The sequence below is a fragment of the Pseudomonas sp. P7779 genome (assembly GCF_013386315.1).
GTDB lineage: Bacteria > Pseudomonadota > Gammaproteobacteria > Pseudomonadales > Pseudomonadaceae > Aquipseudomonas.
In genome coordinates, this window is the sequence record NZ_JACARZ010000087.1 from 1 (window position 1) to 13,368 (window position 13,368).

Consider the following 13,368-nt stretch of genomic DNA (forward strand, 5'->3'; position numbering starts at 1 on the left):
ACCATAAGCCGCCGTTACCGAAGAAACGGATATGTACTCAGTCAACAATAAACCGCACCCCCGCCCTAACCCGCTCATCCACGGTCAATTCGAAAATATCCGGCCGGGCATAATGCCCAACCACATCATAGTCATACCGCGCCCGCACCAAATCATCCGTATCAATCCGCGCCACCAGCAACCCCGCCCCACCGAGCAATGGCCCGGCAAGAACGTCCCCCATGGGCCCGACAATCACACTGCCCCCCGCGATCAGAGGCCGATCCACCGGCCAGTTCGCCACCTCCACACCCAACGCCTGGGGTGACGCCTGCACCTGACACGCACTCACCACAAAACACCGCCCCTCATGGGCAATATGCCGCATGCTCACCTGCCACATTTCCCGCTCATCCACCGTCGGCGCGCACCACACTTCCACACCCTTGGCGTACATCGCGGTGCGCAACAACGGCATCATATTCTCCCAGCACACGGCGCCACCGATGCGCCCTACCGCGGCATCAACCACCGGCAACGTCGAACCATCACCCTTGCCCCAGATCAGCCGCTCAGTGCCGGTAGGCATCAATTTGCGATGCCTGGCCACCAACCCGCCAACCGGCTCGAAATACAGCACCGTGCAATACAACGTGCTGCCACTGCGCTCAATCACACCCAACACCAGGCTCGCCCCGGTACGCGCCGACAAGCCGGCCAGCGCTTCGGTCTCCACACCCGGCACATCAATCGCATTGGCAAAATACCGCGCAAAGGCCTCGCGCCCTTCAGGCAGGCGATACCCCAGCTGGGTGCCGAAGCCTTCACCTTTGGGATAACCCCCGAGCAACGCTTCCGGCATCACCACCAGTTGCGCACCGCTGCGCAGGATTTCGTCCTCGTAGGACAGGATCTGTTCCAGGGTCTCAGCCTTGCCACCCGGCAAGGAACCGATTTGCAGCGCAGCCACGGTAGAAACAGGCATCACGATCACTCCGTATCAATGGGGGTTGCCCATTCTCCGGCCAGCGGCAACCATGAATAAAGCCCGCTTCGCTGCTAACTGATATGAGCCATATGAATATCGCCAACGTCGATCTCAACCTGCTGAAAACCTTCGAGGCCCTGCACGACGAATCCAGTGCCAGCCGTGCCGCCCTGCGCCTTGGCGTCACGCAGTCGGCGATCAGTGCAGCCCTGCGCCGCTTGCGCGATGTGTACGGCGATCAGTTGTTCGTGCGTACCGGCCGGGGCCTGGCGCCCACCTTGCGGGCCAATCAGTTGAAGCCGGTGATCAGCGAAGCGCTGGATCGCTGCCGCCAGAGCCTGGCGATGGTGGATCCCCTGGGCAATCACTATCAGGGCCGTTCGGTGGTGGTGGGGTTATCGGATGATTTCGAAATCGCCTACGGCCGGCGGCTGATTGAAGAGATTGCCCGGCGTGCGCCAATGCTGCGGTTGATGTTCCGCCAGACCCACAGCCAGATCGTTGCCGACGCCCTGCTCGACCGCAGCCTGGACCTGGCAATCACCGCCGGCGGGTTTGCCGAGCGCCGGTTGAGCCGGCAGGTATTGGGGGAAGGCCATTACGCGTGCCTGGTGGACCCCGACAGCCTGGCGCCGGGACAACAGGCCATCGACCTCTACGAGTTCGTCAGGCGCGAGCATGTGCTGGTGTCATCCGGCGGGTTTATCGGGATCACCGACGAGGGCCTGGCCGCGCAGGGGCTGAGCCGCCACGTAGGTGCCTCGACCACGCACTTCGCGGCGCTGCCGTTCCTGCTCAAGGGCAGCCAGGCGGTGGCGACCATCCCCGGCCATGCGGCCCAGGCCATCGCGCAGATGACCGGACTGAGGGAGCTGCCTTGCCCGCTGGCGCTGCCGCGTTACCCGGTGGAGCTGGGCTGGCGCACCCAGGCGCAACTGGATCCGTTGCTGCTCAAGGTGCGCGAGGCAATCGAGGCTTGTTTTACTTCGCCGCCATCAGGCGATTGACTTCACTGCGCACCATGTTCGAGAACTCCGGCGGTGACATGCCGTCCAGTTCTGCACGCACCCATTCGGCCCATTTGCCCTTGCGCTTGGCGCGTTCGCCAAACAGGCGGGCGGCCTCACCCTTGGCCTTGCCCAGGTTGCTTTGCCAGAGGTCGTAGAGACGGGACTTTTCATCTTCCAGCGCGGCGCGCTCGGCGAGGGGCTTGTTGGCCAGATTGAAGCTCATGTTGAATTACCTGCTGCACAAATAGGTGACATCTTACACTGTAGGTTGAAATTTCCTGGCCTGGATTTCTCCTAAGCTGACCACAGGAAAAAAACTGCAACTTTTGCCCGCTTCAAACACTCCATTCTTCATCAAGCGCATTCATTGCCACATTCACCCGCAAGGAGTTAACCCAATGGCTCGCAAATCTGCCGCCCAAGCCGTCGAAGACCAAATCAAGGACCAAGCCTTCAGTGAGCTGACCGCACTGATCGAAGAATCGGACAAGCTGCTCAAAAGTAGCGCGTCACTGGTGGGGGAAGAAGGTGAAACCCTGCGTGAACAGGTCGCCATCAAGCTCAAGCAGGCGCTGGACTCGGTGTCCAACGTGCGCGAGCGCAGCAAGCCGGTGGTGGATGCCACCGAAACCTATATCGGTGGCCACCCATGGCAGACCGTGGCGATTTCCGCCGGGTTTGGCCTGGTAGTCGGCCTGTTGCTGGGCCGCCGCAACTGATCTGATGCAACGGCTGCGCCCTCCCCGGGCGCAGCTCGCTTCAGGCCTGTGCCAATACCCGCAACCGACTCAATTCCTGCGTTTCGATCTCGATCCCGCCTGACAGCGACTTCGCCCGTGTGCGATGGCGCCGATCCCCCGGCAAACGCCGCAACCCTGCCGCATGCATCTGTCGCACCAGCTCCTGGCTGCGCTCGGCGAAGCTCTGCCCGGCGGTCTTGCTAGGGTCGATCACGATCAGCAGTTGGCCGGTCCATGGGGTGCGAGCGCCGGGGTGATCGGACCAGTTGAACTCAAACGAGAAGTTACCGCCCGTGAGGGCCGCGGCCAGCAGCTCGACCATCATCGACAGGGCCGACCCCTTGTGCCCGCCAAACGGCAGCAGTGCGCCGCCTTCGAGGATCGCCTTGGGGTCCTGGGTCGGCTGGCCGAGGCTGTCCACGCCCATGCCGGGTGGCAAGCGCTCGCCCTTGCGCGCAGCAATCTGCACGTCGCCATGGGCGATGGCGCTGGTGGCCAGGTCAAACACGATCGGCAGGCCATCGGCGCGGGGCGCGGCGAAGGCAATGGGGTTGGTGCCGAACAGCGGGCGGTCGGCGCCGTGGGGCACCACGCAGGTCATGCTGTTGACCACGCTCAAGGCCACCAGGCCTTCTTCAGCAAAAGGCTCGACATCCGGCCAAAGCGCCGCGAAGTGGTGGGAGTTATGGATCGCCAGCAAGGCAATCCCGGCACTGCGGGCCTTTTCCACCAACAGCGCACGGGCGGCTTGCAGCGCGGGCTGGGCGAAGCCGTTAGCCGCATCCACCCGCACAAACCCGCTGGCCACATCCTCGACCACCGGCACCGCCTTGCCGTTGACCCAGCCACTGGCCAGGGTCGAGACGTAACCGGGGATACGGAATACACCGTGGCTGTGGGCACCGTCGCGCTCGGCGCTGGCGCAGTTCTCGGCCAGCACCTGGGCCACATCGGCCGACGTACCGTGGCGGACAAACACCTGGCGCAGCAGGTCGGTCAATTGCGCATAACTGAGTCGCTCTGATGAAGACTCGACATCCAAAGGCGATGCAGACATCTGAAGCTCCCGTTTAATTATTGGAATGGGCAACAGCGTACAAGAATCGGTCCGTCGATTAGACAGGGTTTGCCCCATGGCTGTCGACAGGGAGCGCCAGACATATCTAGCCCCTCGTGGCGCCAGGCCTGGATAGGTTGCAGGCACGCAACTCTTCAAGGATCAGGATGATGAGCCACACCCCTCTCCCGTATTTTTTCCCCGAAGCCATGCGCGTGGGCTGGAGGGCGCTGGACCGTGAGCGCCAGCTGAACATCGACAGCAGGGACATCGAGTTTCTCGGCAAGGTGTTTTTTGCCAGCGATGCAGGCCGTCGCCAACAGTCGCCGCCAATGATCGCGCAGCGCATCTGGTTGAATAAAAGCACTGCCAATGCCGTCGAACTGGCCGGCAGCTTCATGATGAGTTCAACCAGCGCCTACCCACATGCCTGGCTCTACACCCCGTACGGCGGCCTGGAAAAATTCGACAGCCCCGCCCACTTGCTGACAGCACTGACCGAGCGCTTGAAAACCCCGGACAGCGCCACGCAACTGCTGTACTTCCTGCCCTTGCAGCAACAACCATCGCCGCTACTCGACAACCGACTGGTGCTGACACCGGAGGCCATGCTCGGCGACGTATTGGGTGAACAGGAAAAAACCCTCAGACGCTATCAGGAGAATAATCGCCAGGCGCTGCTGGCGGCGTTGAAACAGTTGCCCGCCCTCGGCGCCCTGCTTTCAAAACTGCTCGAAAGCGTCTGCCGCCCACTGTTCCCCGGGCTCAGCCCCGGCGAAGCCCACGTGAGTTTTTTCGCCATACAGCCCGTTGGGCACACGGTGCCTCGCTGGCTCGACTCGCTGCAACTCAATGACGCGGTGCTGTTGTACTACCGTGAACAAGCCTGGCCCGCCGGGCAAACCCGGGAGTTCTTCCACCCCAAGCGGCCTGCCGACGCCAAGGCCCGCGACACGCAGCGTTGGGAAACCGCGATCAAACAAGCAGCCGGCCAACTGATCCCGTTCCTGCACAGTGCACTGGAGACGTTCTGGAACAGCGAGATCGCACCGGGCGTGTCGCGTCGGGCCTGGTTCGCCCGGGCCATGGCCGCCAATGCGCAACTGGATCTGCTGTTCAAGCGCCAGCAATCCATCATCAGTCCGGAGCAAAGCCGCGCATTAGCAGCGCTGTACTCTTCCCAGGGTAACGAGGCCCCCCCGAACAGCCAGACGCTGCGCGTCGAGAACGTACAGATCTGGGAGCAGCCGAGCAACGCCGTCGAGCTGGCCAGCACCTTGATGATCGGCAATTCGCAGACCTTTCTCTACACCCCCGAGAAGGGCCTGCAGGTGCTCGGGACCTACGACGACCTGATGGACACCCTCAAGGCCATGGTCAAGGCGCCAGGCTATGAAGACGACCTCTACAACCTGATGTCCCTGGAGGAGCGGGCGCTGTTTGTAGGGTTCAAGACGCCGCAGTTTTCCGGCACTCCCATCGCCGGCAATCTGTTTGAGCAGGTGCTCGAAACCATCATCGGCAAGCAGCAACAGAACCTACGCTACGCACTCGACCTGTACCGACGCACCCGCGCCGGCATTGACCCCTCGGCCTTGCTCGACTACGCGCTGGATGTGCGGTACATGATCGACAGCCACCTCCCGGGCCTGGATACCGCGGGACGCTGGACGCCTCATTCGGTACTGGCCGACCCGACTCGCCCGGTGTCGCTGGCCGCCGAACGTGCCGCCCTGCTGCAAAAGCAGATGACCGATATCCAGGACACGCTGGCAACCCAGGTGCGAGCGCAACCCACATTGGCCAACACCGTCAATCAGGCGCTCACCGCCGAGTTCAACCGCCGCGGCTTGGCTGGCCACGATCCCGGCAAGATCTACGTCAATCGCTACGCCGCCAGCGCAAGCGCGACACCCGCCACTGCGCCCCTGGAAAGCCAGAGCCTGCGCAGTTACTTTCTTGCGCGCCTGATACACAAGCGCGGGCCGATTCCGCAAACGCCGCACTATGGCCTTTACGCCAGCCAGGGCGATGGGGCTGTCACACCGCTGGGCGGCCTGGACATAGCGCAAGCCAACGCGGCGCTCGATGCCGCACTGGTCAAGTTTCATCACTCCAACATTGCCGATATTCCCCGCGAATACCTGGAACAGCTCAAGGCGCCGATGGCCCATGCGATGGCGGTGGCGATCCAGGGCGAAGCCAGGCTCAGGCGCCTCAACAACAGCCTGGACGCGCGTGATGAGGCGATCGTGCAAACGGTGTTTGATCTTCAACACCCTGATCGCCGCCGGCGCCAGGGCCTGGGTGGATTCATCCCGGATGCCTATGCGTTGACCGTCGAACCTGAGGGCCTGACGCAACGGGTGCCCCTGGCGCATTGCTTGATGCTCACCGAACGCGGCGGCCTGGCCCCGTCCCACTCAGGCCGGGCCGTGCTGTGGACGCCGGCGCGCGGCCTGGAGAGTTTCGCCAACGTCAGCCAATTGCAGACAGAACTGCAACGACGACTGGCCGCCCCGGACCTTCGCAGGCAGCTACTGGCCAATCTCGACCCGCGCTATCTCAAACCGCACCAGGCCTGCGCACTCGGTCAGTTCATGCTGATCAACGGCGCAGTCGCACAGCACTGCCAGCAGTCCTGGATTGATCATTACAGGGCACAACGGGCTCACTGCCTCACCCTGACGCTCTCAGGGGACGCCTTGCTGAAGCGTCTCGGGGGGCTGGAAAAGGCCTTGCCGGCCAACGACCTGAGCCATGCCTCACAAATCGCCCAGACCTTCATGGCACAACAATCACTGCCCGCCTGGCTGGGGATGGCGTCTGTCAGCCAACAGCGTCGCCATGTCGAAATCCTTGAGCAATACCGCCACAGCCTCACGGACGACAAGGACTACCTTGACGATTTCCTGCCGCTGCCAGCGTATCTCGGCAGCAAGCTCATCGACTTGTTGCAGCCCTATGACGTGCGCCCGCAAGACGTCTACATCCTGCCCAAGCTGGTATTGGCCGGCCAGCGGCAGAACCTGGTGGACTACGCCCTCAATCACGTCAGCCAGCAAGCTGCTGCATTCGATGTCGAGTCCACAGCCGCCGGCCTGACACCTGCTGTGGTGCGCCAGATCCTCGCGCGCCTGCCCCTCAAGCAGGACCACCAGGCTTGCCTGGTCGAAAAACTCACCCCGGGCAAGCCGGGCGCAGACGTGCGGGAGCGCCGGTTTATTCGGCAACTGCCCTGGCAACTGTTGCAAAATGCCCACGCGCTGAGGCTGCAGGAACTGTTATCACCCGCGGGCCTGAGCCTGGTCGAACAGGTCCTCGACATGCCGGACGCGCTCGCCCGCGCAGCGGTCGAGGGCGCGACCTCGACAGTGCGTCCGCTGGAGTTGATCGCCACGGCGGGGGCCCGGACCATCAAGACCCTTGGGGTCTACTTGATCAGCGCCGCCGAAAGCACTCCGCTGGTGATGTATGCGCCCTATGGGCCGCAACAGGCGTTCCAGGAGTTCGACAACGAGGCGGATTTGATTCGCCGGCTCAACCTGCCCGGCCCCTTGCAGGACTGGGTGATCGGTCGCCTGCCAGAGGCTGAGCAAGCCACGTATAGACACCTCTGGGCCAGCACGGTCGGGGGAACCTCGGAAATCACCCTGGGGGCCAATCCGATCAGGGGCCACGCCCTCAAGCAGTTGTACCGCGACAACATCGGATTGATCTCGAACCTGTTTGAACAGCAATCCCAGGCCAACGGCCGGTCAGCCTGGGACACCCTCAAAGCCTTGTTCAGCAGCGGACTGCAGCACGCGCAGGCGTTGCTGCCGGGCAAACTGATGGTGCCGCTGGTGATCTGGCAAAGCTACAAACTGTTCCAGGCCTCTGCCGAAGACTTGCAGCAACACCGCTGGCGCGAGGCGCTGCAAACCTTCATCGGCGGTGTCGCGCAAATGGCTTCGATCCGCGCATTGATGGATGAACCCTCGACACCAGGCACCGCCCCCGCGCAACCCGCGCCGACGCAAACGGCCAGTGCCTGGCACGACATCGACGTCACCGCCCGGGCCCGAACCCGGCTGCAAGCGTACGAAGCCTGCGACATCAGCCTGGAGGGCCTGACGGCAGGCAACACGGGCGTCTACACAGCGACGGACAACCGGCATTACCTGCCGTGCGCAGGCAAGGTCTACCGCGCCAGGCAGGTCGAAGGCCATTGGCGGCTTTTCAGTGCACGGTCCAAAGGACCGTTTATGCGCCTGGATGCCAACCGCAAATGGACCCTGGACCCAAGAGCATCAGTTCGCCGCCACGGCCCCGGGTGGAGTGCAATGATGGACCGCCGTGAGGTGCGGACAGCCGTGGACCAGGTGATGAACGTCGAGGCCCGCGGCCTCGCCGAGATTCGGCGTGTGTCGCCCTCCAGGGCCCAGGCGATCGTCGAGGCACTGGACCTGGCAACCTTCTACCTGCACAACTGCCAGCAGAACCTGAAACTGCTCGACCACCAGTATCCGCCCGTGACCCGGGTGCATCGCTTTATCAACCGCTTCTTCGGCATCCCGATAGACGCCGACACCGGCCCGGCCAAGTTTCCGGAAGCCCTCGCGCAAAAACTCATGGACACGGTGACCGCCCTCCTCGATGAGGCGCTGGAGCCGACACTCTACTCGCTCAATTCCCGGCGTTTCGTCTCCGGTGCGCATATTGCCGAACCCGAACGGCACTGGGCGTTTACCATCGACGGCGACCCGGATCGACGCATCTACCTCACTGAAAACTTCTTCAACCCGCCTACGGCCGATTTCGAAGGGCGCCTGATCAATCACTTCGACCAAAGAGCCCATGCCCGCGCGACCACCTTGATTCATGAGTTGACTCATATCGTGAGCAATACCGCCGACGTCGCCTACCTCAATTCCACATCACCTTTTTCCGACCTGATTGAAGTACAGACCCAAGCCGGTCGCGATCTTCAGGACTGGCTGCGCAACGTGCAGGAGAATGCGTACTCGATCAACACGCCTGTTGGGCAATTGTTCAAATCAACGGACGCGTGGGGGCCTACCGGATTCGACCTGGGGACCGACCCGGAAGATGACTACATCAAGCAGCAGATTCTTGCCACGACCGGAGGCGTGGACTTGAGCAACGCGCGGGGAATTTTCAAAACCAACCTGACGCGGCGGTTCAATACACAGATGGATAACGCCGACTCACTGACCTTGCTGATCACCACCCTGGGGCGCCAGTTGGACCCCGTGCCTTCGATTGCCGAAGCCACACCGTAACAGACAGGGTGCGGGCCGAACGCCCGCACCCGTCAGTTCATTCAGTCTTTCTGATCGCGCAACACATTGCCCGACTCACCATCGATGCGGAACTCATAGACCACGCCATCGGCCTTGCGCCCCTCACCTTCCCAGTAGCCATCGTTATCGGCTTCGATCTTGTAGATCTGGACGTAACCAGCCTTGGTCTTGGCGGTCTCGATGGCTTTTTCGATGGTGATCCAGCCTGCGCCCGGTTTGTCCGCCAGGGCGGCTCCAGCACTGAGCAAGGCGGTGGTTGCGACAACGGCGGCTAAGGTTTTCTTAAGCATTTTCGTGCTCCATTAGGGAATGAGTGTTACCTGTCCTGAATTTTTTAGGGCCCTGCAGACGAGAATTAGTTCCAATTGATGTGCATTCGCCATGATGGCTGTTCTCGCCGTCCTGCTGTGGAGGTTAGAATGTCGGAAATCAGGATGAGTTAATGACAGATAAGTCCCTATCAGAAGCCGAATACGACGCCATCACCGATGCCGCTGCGCACTGGTGCATGCGTCTGCACGCTGGCGATTGCACGACGGCGGAGCGTCAGGCCTTCGAGCAGTGGCACGATGCGCATCCACTGCATGCCTTCGAATACGCCGCGATGCTGGAAATCTGGGACGTTGCCGATCACTTGCCCCGCAGCGAGCCGGCCCCCGTCGTGGCGCGGCGACAACCTCGCAGCCGTTTGAGGAACTACGCGGTAGCGGCGGCGATATGCCTGGTGGCCTTGCCACTGGCGGCCTTTACCGGCTGGGAAGCAGGCTGGCTGCCCAGCTCGTACAACCATTACGAAGCTGAAAACAGCTTGCGCCAGGTCACCCTTGACGACGGCAGCCAGGTTGAACTTAACCTGGGCACCGAACTGGTCTACAGCAATTTCAAGGATCAGCGCCGGGTTACCCTGAAAAAAGGCGAGGCGTTTTTCAAGGTCAGCCATGACGCGCAACATCCGTTTATCGTCCACGCCGGGGACGGCCAGGTTCGAGTGACCGGCACTCAGTTCAATGTCTGGAAATACGAAGACCATGTGCGGGTCATGCTGCTGCAAGGCTCGGTGCTGGTGAGCAGCGACGACGCCCACAGCGGCCTGCGCCTGTCACCCGGGATGCAGGCCAGCTACAACCGTGGCGATGCCAGCCCCCAGGCCCAGCCAATTGCCCCGGGCGACACGGCCCTGGCCTGGCGTGAAGGCAAGCTGATCCTCGACAACCTGGCCCTGGCCGACGCGTTGCCGCTGATCAATCGCTACCTGAGCAAACCCGTGATGCTGGCCGACGCCGGCACCGGCGCGATCCGCATTGGTGGCATCTACAACATCAACGAGGTGTCCAACCTCGTCCCCTCCCTGCCCAAGGTCCTGCCGGTCTACCTGACCCAGAACCAGGACGGCAACCCCGTGCTCAATTCCATTCCGCGCAAAACCCCAAAGAGCTGAGCCAGGGTCATGGGCCTGCGCCCTCCTCCCGGATGCTGCCTGCGTCAAATCGTCCATTTTTGAAACACTTGCACCGGCTGAGCTGACAGCCGGCTGCGGAGTGCCGGGTTTACGGCGCGCAGTGTTTCATCCCTGAGACACCTGCCAGGCGGGCTGGACAAAGGCCCGCTGTCTCACAGTTGAAACACATCCACTGTGCATTCTATCCCCCGCGCTCATAACCCCATGAATGTCATCCCAAATTCAAAAGCGGCACAGCTCCTGCTCTCTTCCTGACAGCGCTGTTTAGGGTCAGCGCCAAGAATAAGGAATGCCGTCGTGAAGACACTTAATCCAGGCTCATTGAGCCTTCTGCTGATCAGCTGTGTACTGAGTACCAGCGTGAGCCTCCCGGTGCTCGCGGCAGGCGACGGTGTGATCGTGATTCAGCGCACCGTCCAGGGCCACATGGCTGGCCGCACCGCTGGCGTCGACCCCAACCCGGTCACCGTCAATGCCAATTCTTCTCCACAGATCCTGCGGGCCACCAGCGAGCTGAGCGACAACGACTACGCCAACATCAGCAGCGGCTCCAGCATCACTCGCGCCATCCTGCCCGGCGGCAACCTTCCCGGCTTGACCAACAACGGGGGTGGCGTAGGCCTTGGTGGCGGCGCAGCGGCCGGCCATGGTGGCGGCTCCAGCCTCTCGGGGCAGATCAACGGCTCAATCTCCCGCGGCATGGCGCCTTTGAACAATATCGGCAGCCTGATGGGAGGCCAGTGAGATGAACCATTCCTGGTTGTTCCTGGCGATCCTGGGCTGCTCGGCGGCCATGGCTGACAACAGCGCAGTGATCGACAACTCCGGCAAGCAATACGACGGCATCGTCTCGATCAACCAGGCGGCCGGCAATCAGCAACAACAGCTCAACAGCCGCGCGATTTCTGCGGGCAGCAACTCCCAGGCGGGCGGTGCCCTCAGCCAGACCATCGGCGGCGCACCGGCCGATCGCTCCCAAAACGCCAGGGTGGCGATCCAGGGCAGCTCTTTCAGCAATGGCAGCGGTGTACTGGGCGTCAACCAGTCGGCCGGGGCCAGCAACCAGATGATCAATGCGGTGCGGATCAGCGTGAATGCTGGCCCGCAAAGCATCGACGACAGCGTCATGTCGCAACAGAACGTGGCGCTGTCACCAAACTCAGGGTTCACCTCTACCACTGGCAGCCGCCAGGTCGTTACAAGCGACCAGGCCTTCACCGGCAGCCGTGGAGTGGTACAGGTGAATCAGAGTGCCGGGGTGGGGAACCGCATGGCTAACGCCCTGAACGTACAGATCCAATGATTCATTGGAGCTCGAAGCTGGACCGTACCAACACTTAACCAACTAATTAGAAGCAAGGGGAAATACCATGAAAACTACAATGGCTCTTAAACCACTGGCCTTCGCTCTCGCTGCAATCATGGCTGCCGCCGCACATGCCAACCCACCTACTCATCAGCCTACCGCTGTGGTAGCCGCCGTTTCCGATGCGCAATCGAGCAACCACAATGGCGTGCTCAACCTGGGCACCCAGAACAACGCGTCGGCCAACAACTCGTTGAACGGCAGCAGCGGCAACGCCCAGGCCAACATTGCCTCGGGTGACGGCAACCTACAAGACAACCAGACCGCCATTGCGGCCGGTGATGCAGATGCCGTGTTTGCCCAAGCTACCATTACCCAAGACAACCGCAACAACGTCTCGGTGCAAGTGGCTACCCACAACAACGCTTCGCTCAACAACTCGGCCAACGGCAGCTCCGGCAACCTGGGTGTGAGCGTTGCCGCGGGTAACTTCAACCAACAGAAAAACCAACTGGCAATTGCTTCTGCCAGTGGTGCCGCCGCCGCTGCCTCGAGCAACACCACTCAAACCAGCGTCGACAACACCTTCCTCAATACCGTGGCCACTCAGTCTGGCCCATGGGGCAGCCACACTTACCTGCCTGTCGTGAACAACGCCAGCGCCAACAACTCGCTTAATGGCTCTTCGGGCAACCTGGGCGCCAACATTGCTGCAGGCGTGGGCAATCAGCAGGGCAACACCACTGTGATTTCCTCCGGCGTACGTTTCTGATGCAACGGGGCCTTGGCGACAAGGCCCCTTTTTATTCCAGTGTCCTCCAGGCCATTCGATCATGCGGATCATCGCCCTCACCCTCCTGTTATTGCTCACCGGCCCGACTTGGGCGGGGCAAATGGCGATTGCTGCCATGCCCGGCGGTGGCGTGATCTTCAAGAAGGTCGAGAGCATCCGTGAACGCAAGTTCGCCAACCTGGTGGAACAGAAAACCGATTTCAGCTGCGGTGCCGCCGCCCTGGCCACCATCCTGCGCCAGGCCTACTGGATGGATGTGGATGAAGACCACATCATCAAGGGCATGCTGGTCAACGCCGATCAGGACCTGGTGCGTACCCAGGGCTTTTCGATGTTGGACATGAAGCGCTACCTGGAAAGCATCGGGATGCGCGCCCGGGGTTACCGGATCAATGCAGACACCCTGCTCACGGTGAAGATCCCGGTGGTGGTGTTGCTGGAGATTCGCGGCTACAAGCACTTCGTGGTGATGCAGCGCGCCGACAAGGACTGGGTGTACATCGGCGACCCGGTACTGGGCCATAAACGCTATGCCCGCGACGACTTCGTCAAAGGCTGGAATGGCATCGTCTTCGCGGTATTGGGCGAAGGTTATGACAAGACCAACGTGCTGCTCGACCCGCCCACCCCACTGACGGCGAAAAACAGAATCAATGAGTTCAGTCCGGTGCGGGACAGTGAATTGATGGACTTCGGTTTTATCCAGAGCGACTTCTTCTAGAAGCGCAAT

At 61.7% G+C, this 13,368-nt stretch carries 12 protein-coding genes; 8 read left to right on the forward strand and 4 right to left on the reverse strand.

Going from position 1 to position 13,368, the window contains the following annotated elements; genetic code table 11:
- Window positions 1–37 precede the first annotated feature (37 nt).
- A complete protein-coding gene (locus tag HX869_RS23885; RefSeq protein ID WP_008432044.1) occupies window positions 38–964 on the reverse strand; it encodes a carbon-nitrogen hydrolase family protein in 927 nt (308 codons plus the stop codon).
- A gap of 92 nt (window positions 965–1,056) precedes the next feature.
- On the opposite strand from HX869_RS23885, the gene HX869_RS23890 reads away from it, so the two are divergent.
- A complete protein-coding gene (locus HX869_RS23890) occupies window positions 1,057–1,974 on the forward strand; it encodes a LysR substrate-binding domain-containing protein (protein WP_178903745.1) in 918 nt (305 codons plus the stop codon).
- Here HX869_RS23890 and HX869_RS23895 read toward each other — a convergent pair.
- Window positions 1,949–2,200, reverse strand: a complete 252-nt coding sequence (locus tag HX869_RS23895) for a hypothetical protein (protein WP_003217960.1) — start codon at window positions 2,198–2,200, stop codon at window positions 1,949–1,951. The two genes, HX869_RS23890 and HX869_RS23895, sit on opposite strands and share 26 nt — an antisense overlap.
- A gap of 175 nt (window positions 2,201–2,375) precedes the next feature.
- Here HX869_RS23895 and HX869_RS23900 point away from each other — a divergent pair, with 175 nt between their 5' ends.
- Window positions 2,376–2,696, forward strand: a complete 321-nt coding sequence (locus tag HX869_RS23900) for a YqjD family protein (protein WP_003217958.1) — start codon at window positions 2,376–2,378, stop codon at window positions 2,694–2,696.
- A 40-nt stretch (window positions 2,697–2,736) separates the two neighbouring features.
- Here HX869_RS23900 and HX869_RS23905 read toward each other — a convergent pair whose 3' ends face one another.
- Window positions 2,737–3,774 (reverse strand): Ldh family oxidoreductase, encoded by a 1,038-nt coding sequence (locus tag HX869_RS23905; RefSeq protein ID WP_177080529.1) that lies wholly within the window; start codon window positions 3,772–3,774, stop codon window positions 2,737–2,739.
- 170 nt (window positions 3,775–3,944) lie between these two features.
- On the opposite strand from HX869_RS23905, the gene HX869_RS23910 reads away from it, so the two are divergent.
- A complete protein-coding gene (locus tag HX869_RS23910; RefSeq protein ID WP_178903746.1) occupies window positions 3,945–9,059 on the forward strand; it encodes a dermonecrotic toxin domain-containing protein in 5,115 nt (1,704 codons plus the stop codon).
- Between the two features lie 41 nt (window positions 9,060–9,100).
- Here the strand turns inward: HX869_RS23910 and HX869_RS23915 are convergent, their stop codons facing one another.
- Window positions 9,101–9,370 (reverse strand): PepSY domain-containing protein, encoded by a 270-nt coding sequence (locus HX869_RS23915; RefSeq protein WP_003217951.1) that lies wholly within the window; start codon window positions 9,368–9,370, stop codon window positions 9,101–9,103.
- A gap of 152 nt (window positions 9,371–9,522) precedes the next feature.
- On the opposite strand from HX869_RS23915, the gene HX869_RS23920 reads away from it, so the two are divergent.
- From HX869_RS23920 to HX869_RS23940, 5 genes are all read left to right on the forward strand, one after another.
- On the forward strand, window positions 9,523–10,518 hold the full coding sequence (locus HX869_RS23920; protein WP_087694374.1) for a FecR family protein: 996 nt from the start codon (window positions 9,523–9,525) through the stop codon (window positions 10,516–10,518).
- 318 nt (window positions 10,519–10,836) lie between these two features.
- A complete protein-coding gene (locus HX869_RS23925) occupies window positions 10,837–11,283 on the forward strand; it encodes a hypothetical protein (RefSeq protein ID WP_003217947.1) in 447 nt (148 codons plus the stop codon).
- A gap of 1 nt (window position 11,284) precedes the next feature.
- Window positions 11,285–11,842, forward strand: a complete 558-nt coding sequence (locus HX869_RS23930; RefSeq protein WP_178903747.1) for an adhesin — start codon at window positions 11,285–11,287, stop codon at window positions 11,840–11,842.
- A 79-nt stretch (window positions 11,843–11,921) separates the two neighbouring features.
- The gene (locus HX869_RS23935) at window positions 11,922–12,617 is read left to right on the forward strand and encodes a hypothetical protein (protein ID WP_178903757.1); all 696 of its coding nucleotides are present in this window, start codon (window positions 11,922–11,924) and stop codon (window positions 12,615–12,617) included.
- A 61-nt stretch (window positions 12,618–12,678) separates the two neighbouring features.
- The gene (locus HX869_RS23940) at window positions 12,679–13,359 is read left to right on the forward strand and encodes a C39 family peptidase (RefSeq protein WP_003217941.1); all 681 of its coding nucleotides are present in this window, start codon (window positions 12,679–12,681) and stop codon (window positions 13,357–13,359) included.
- Window positions 13,360–13,368 lie beyond the last annotated feature (9 nt).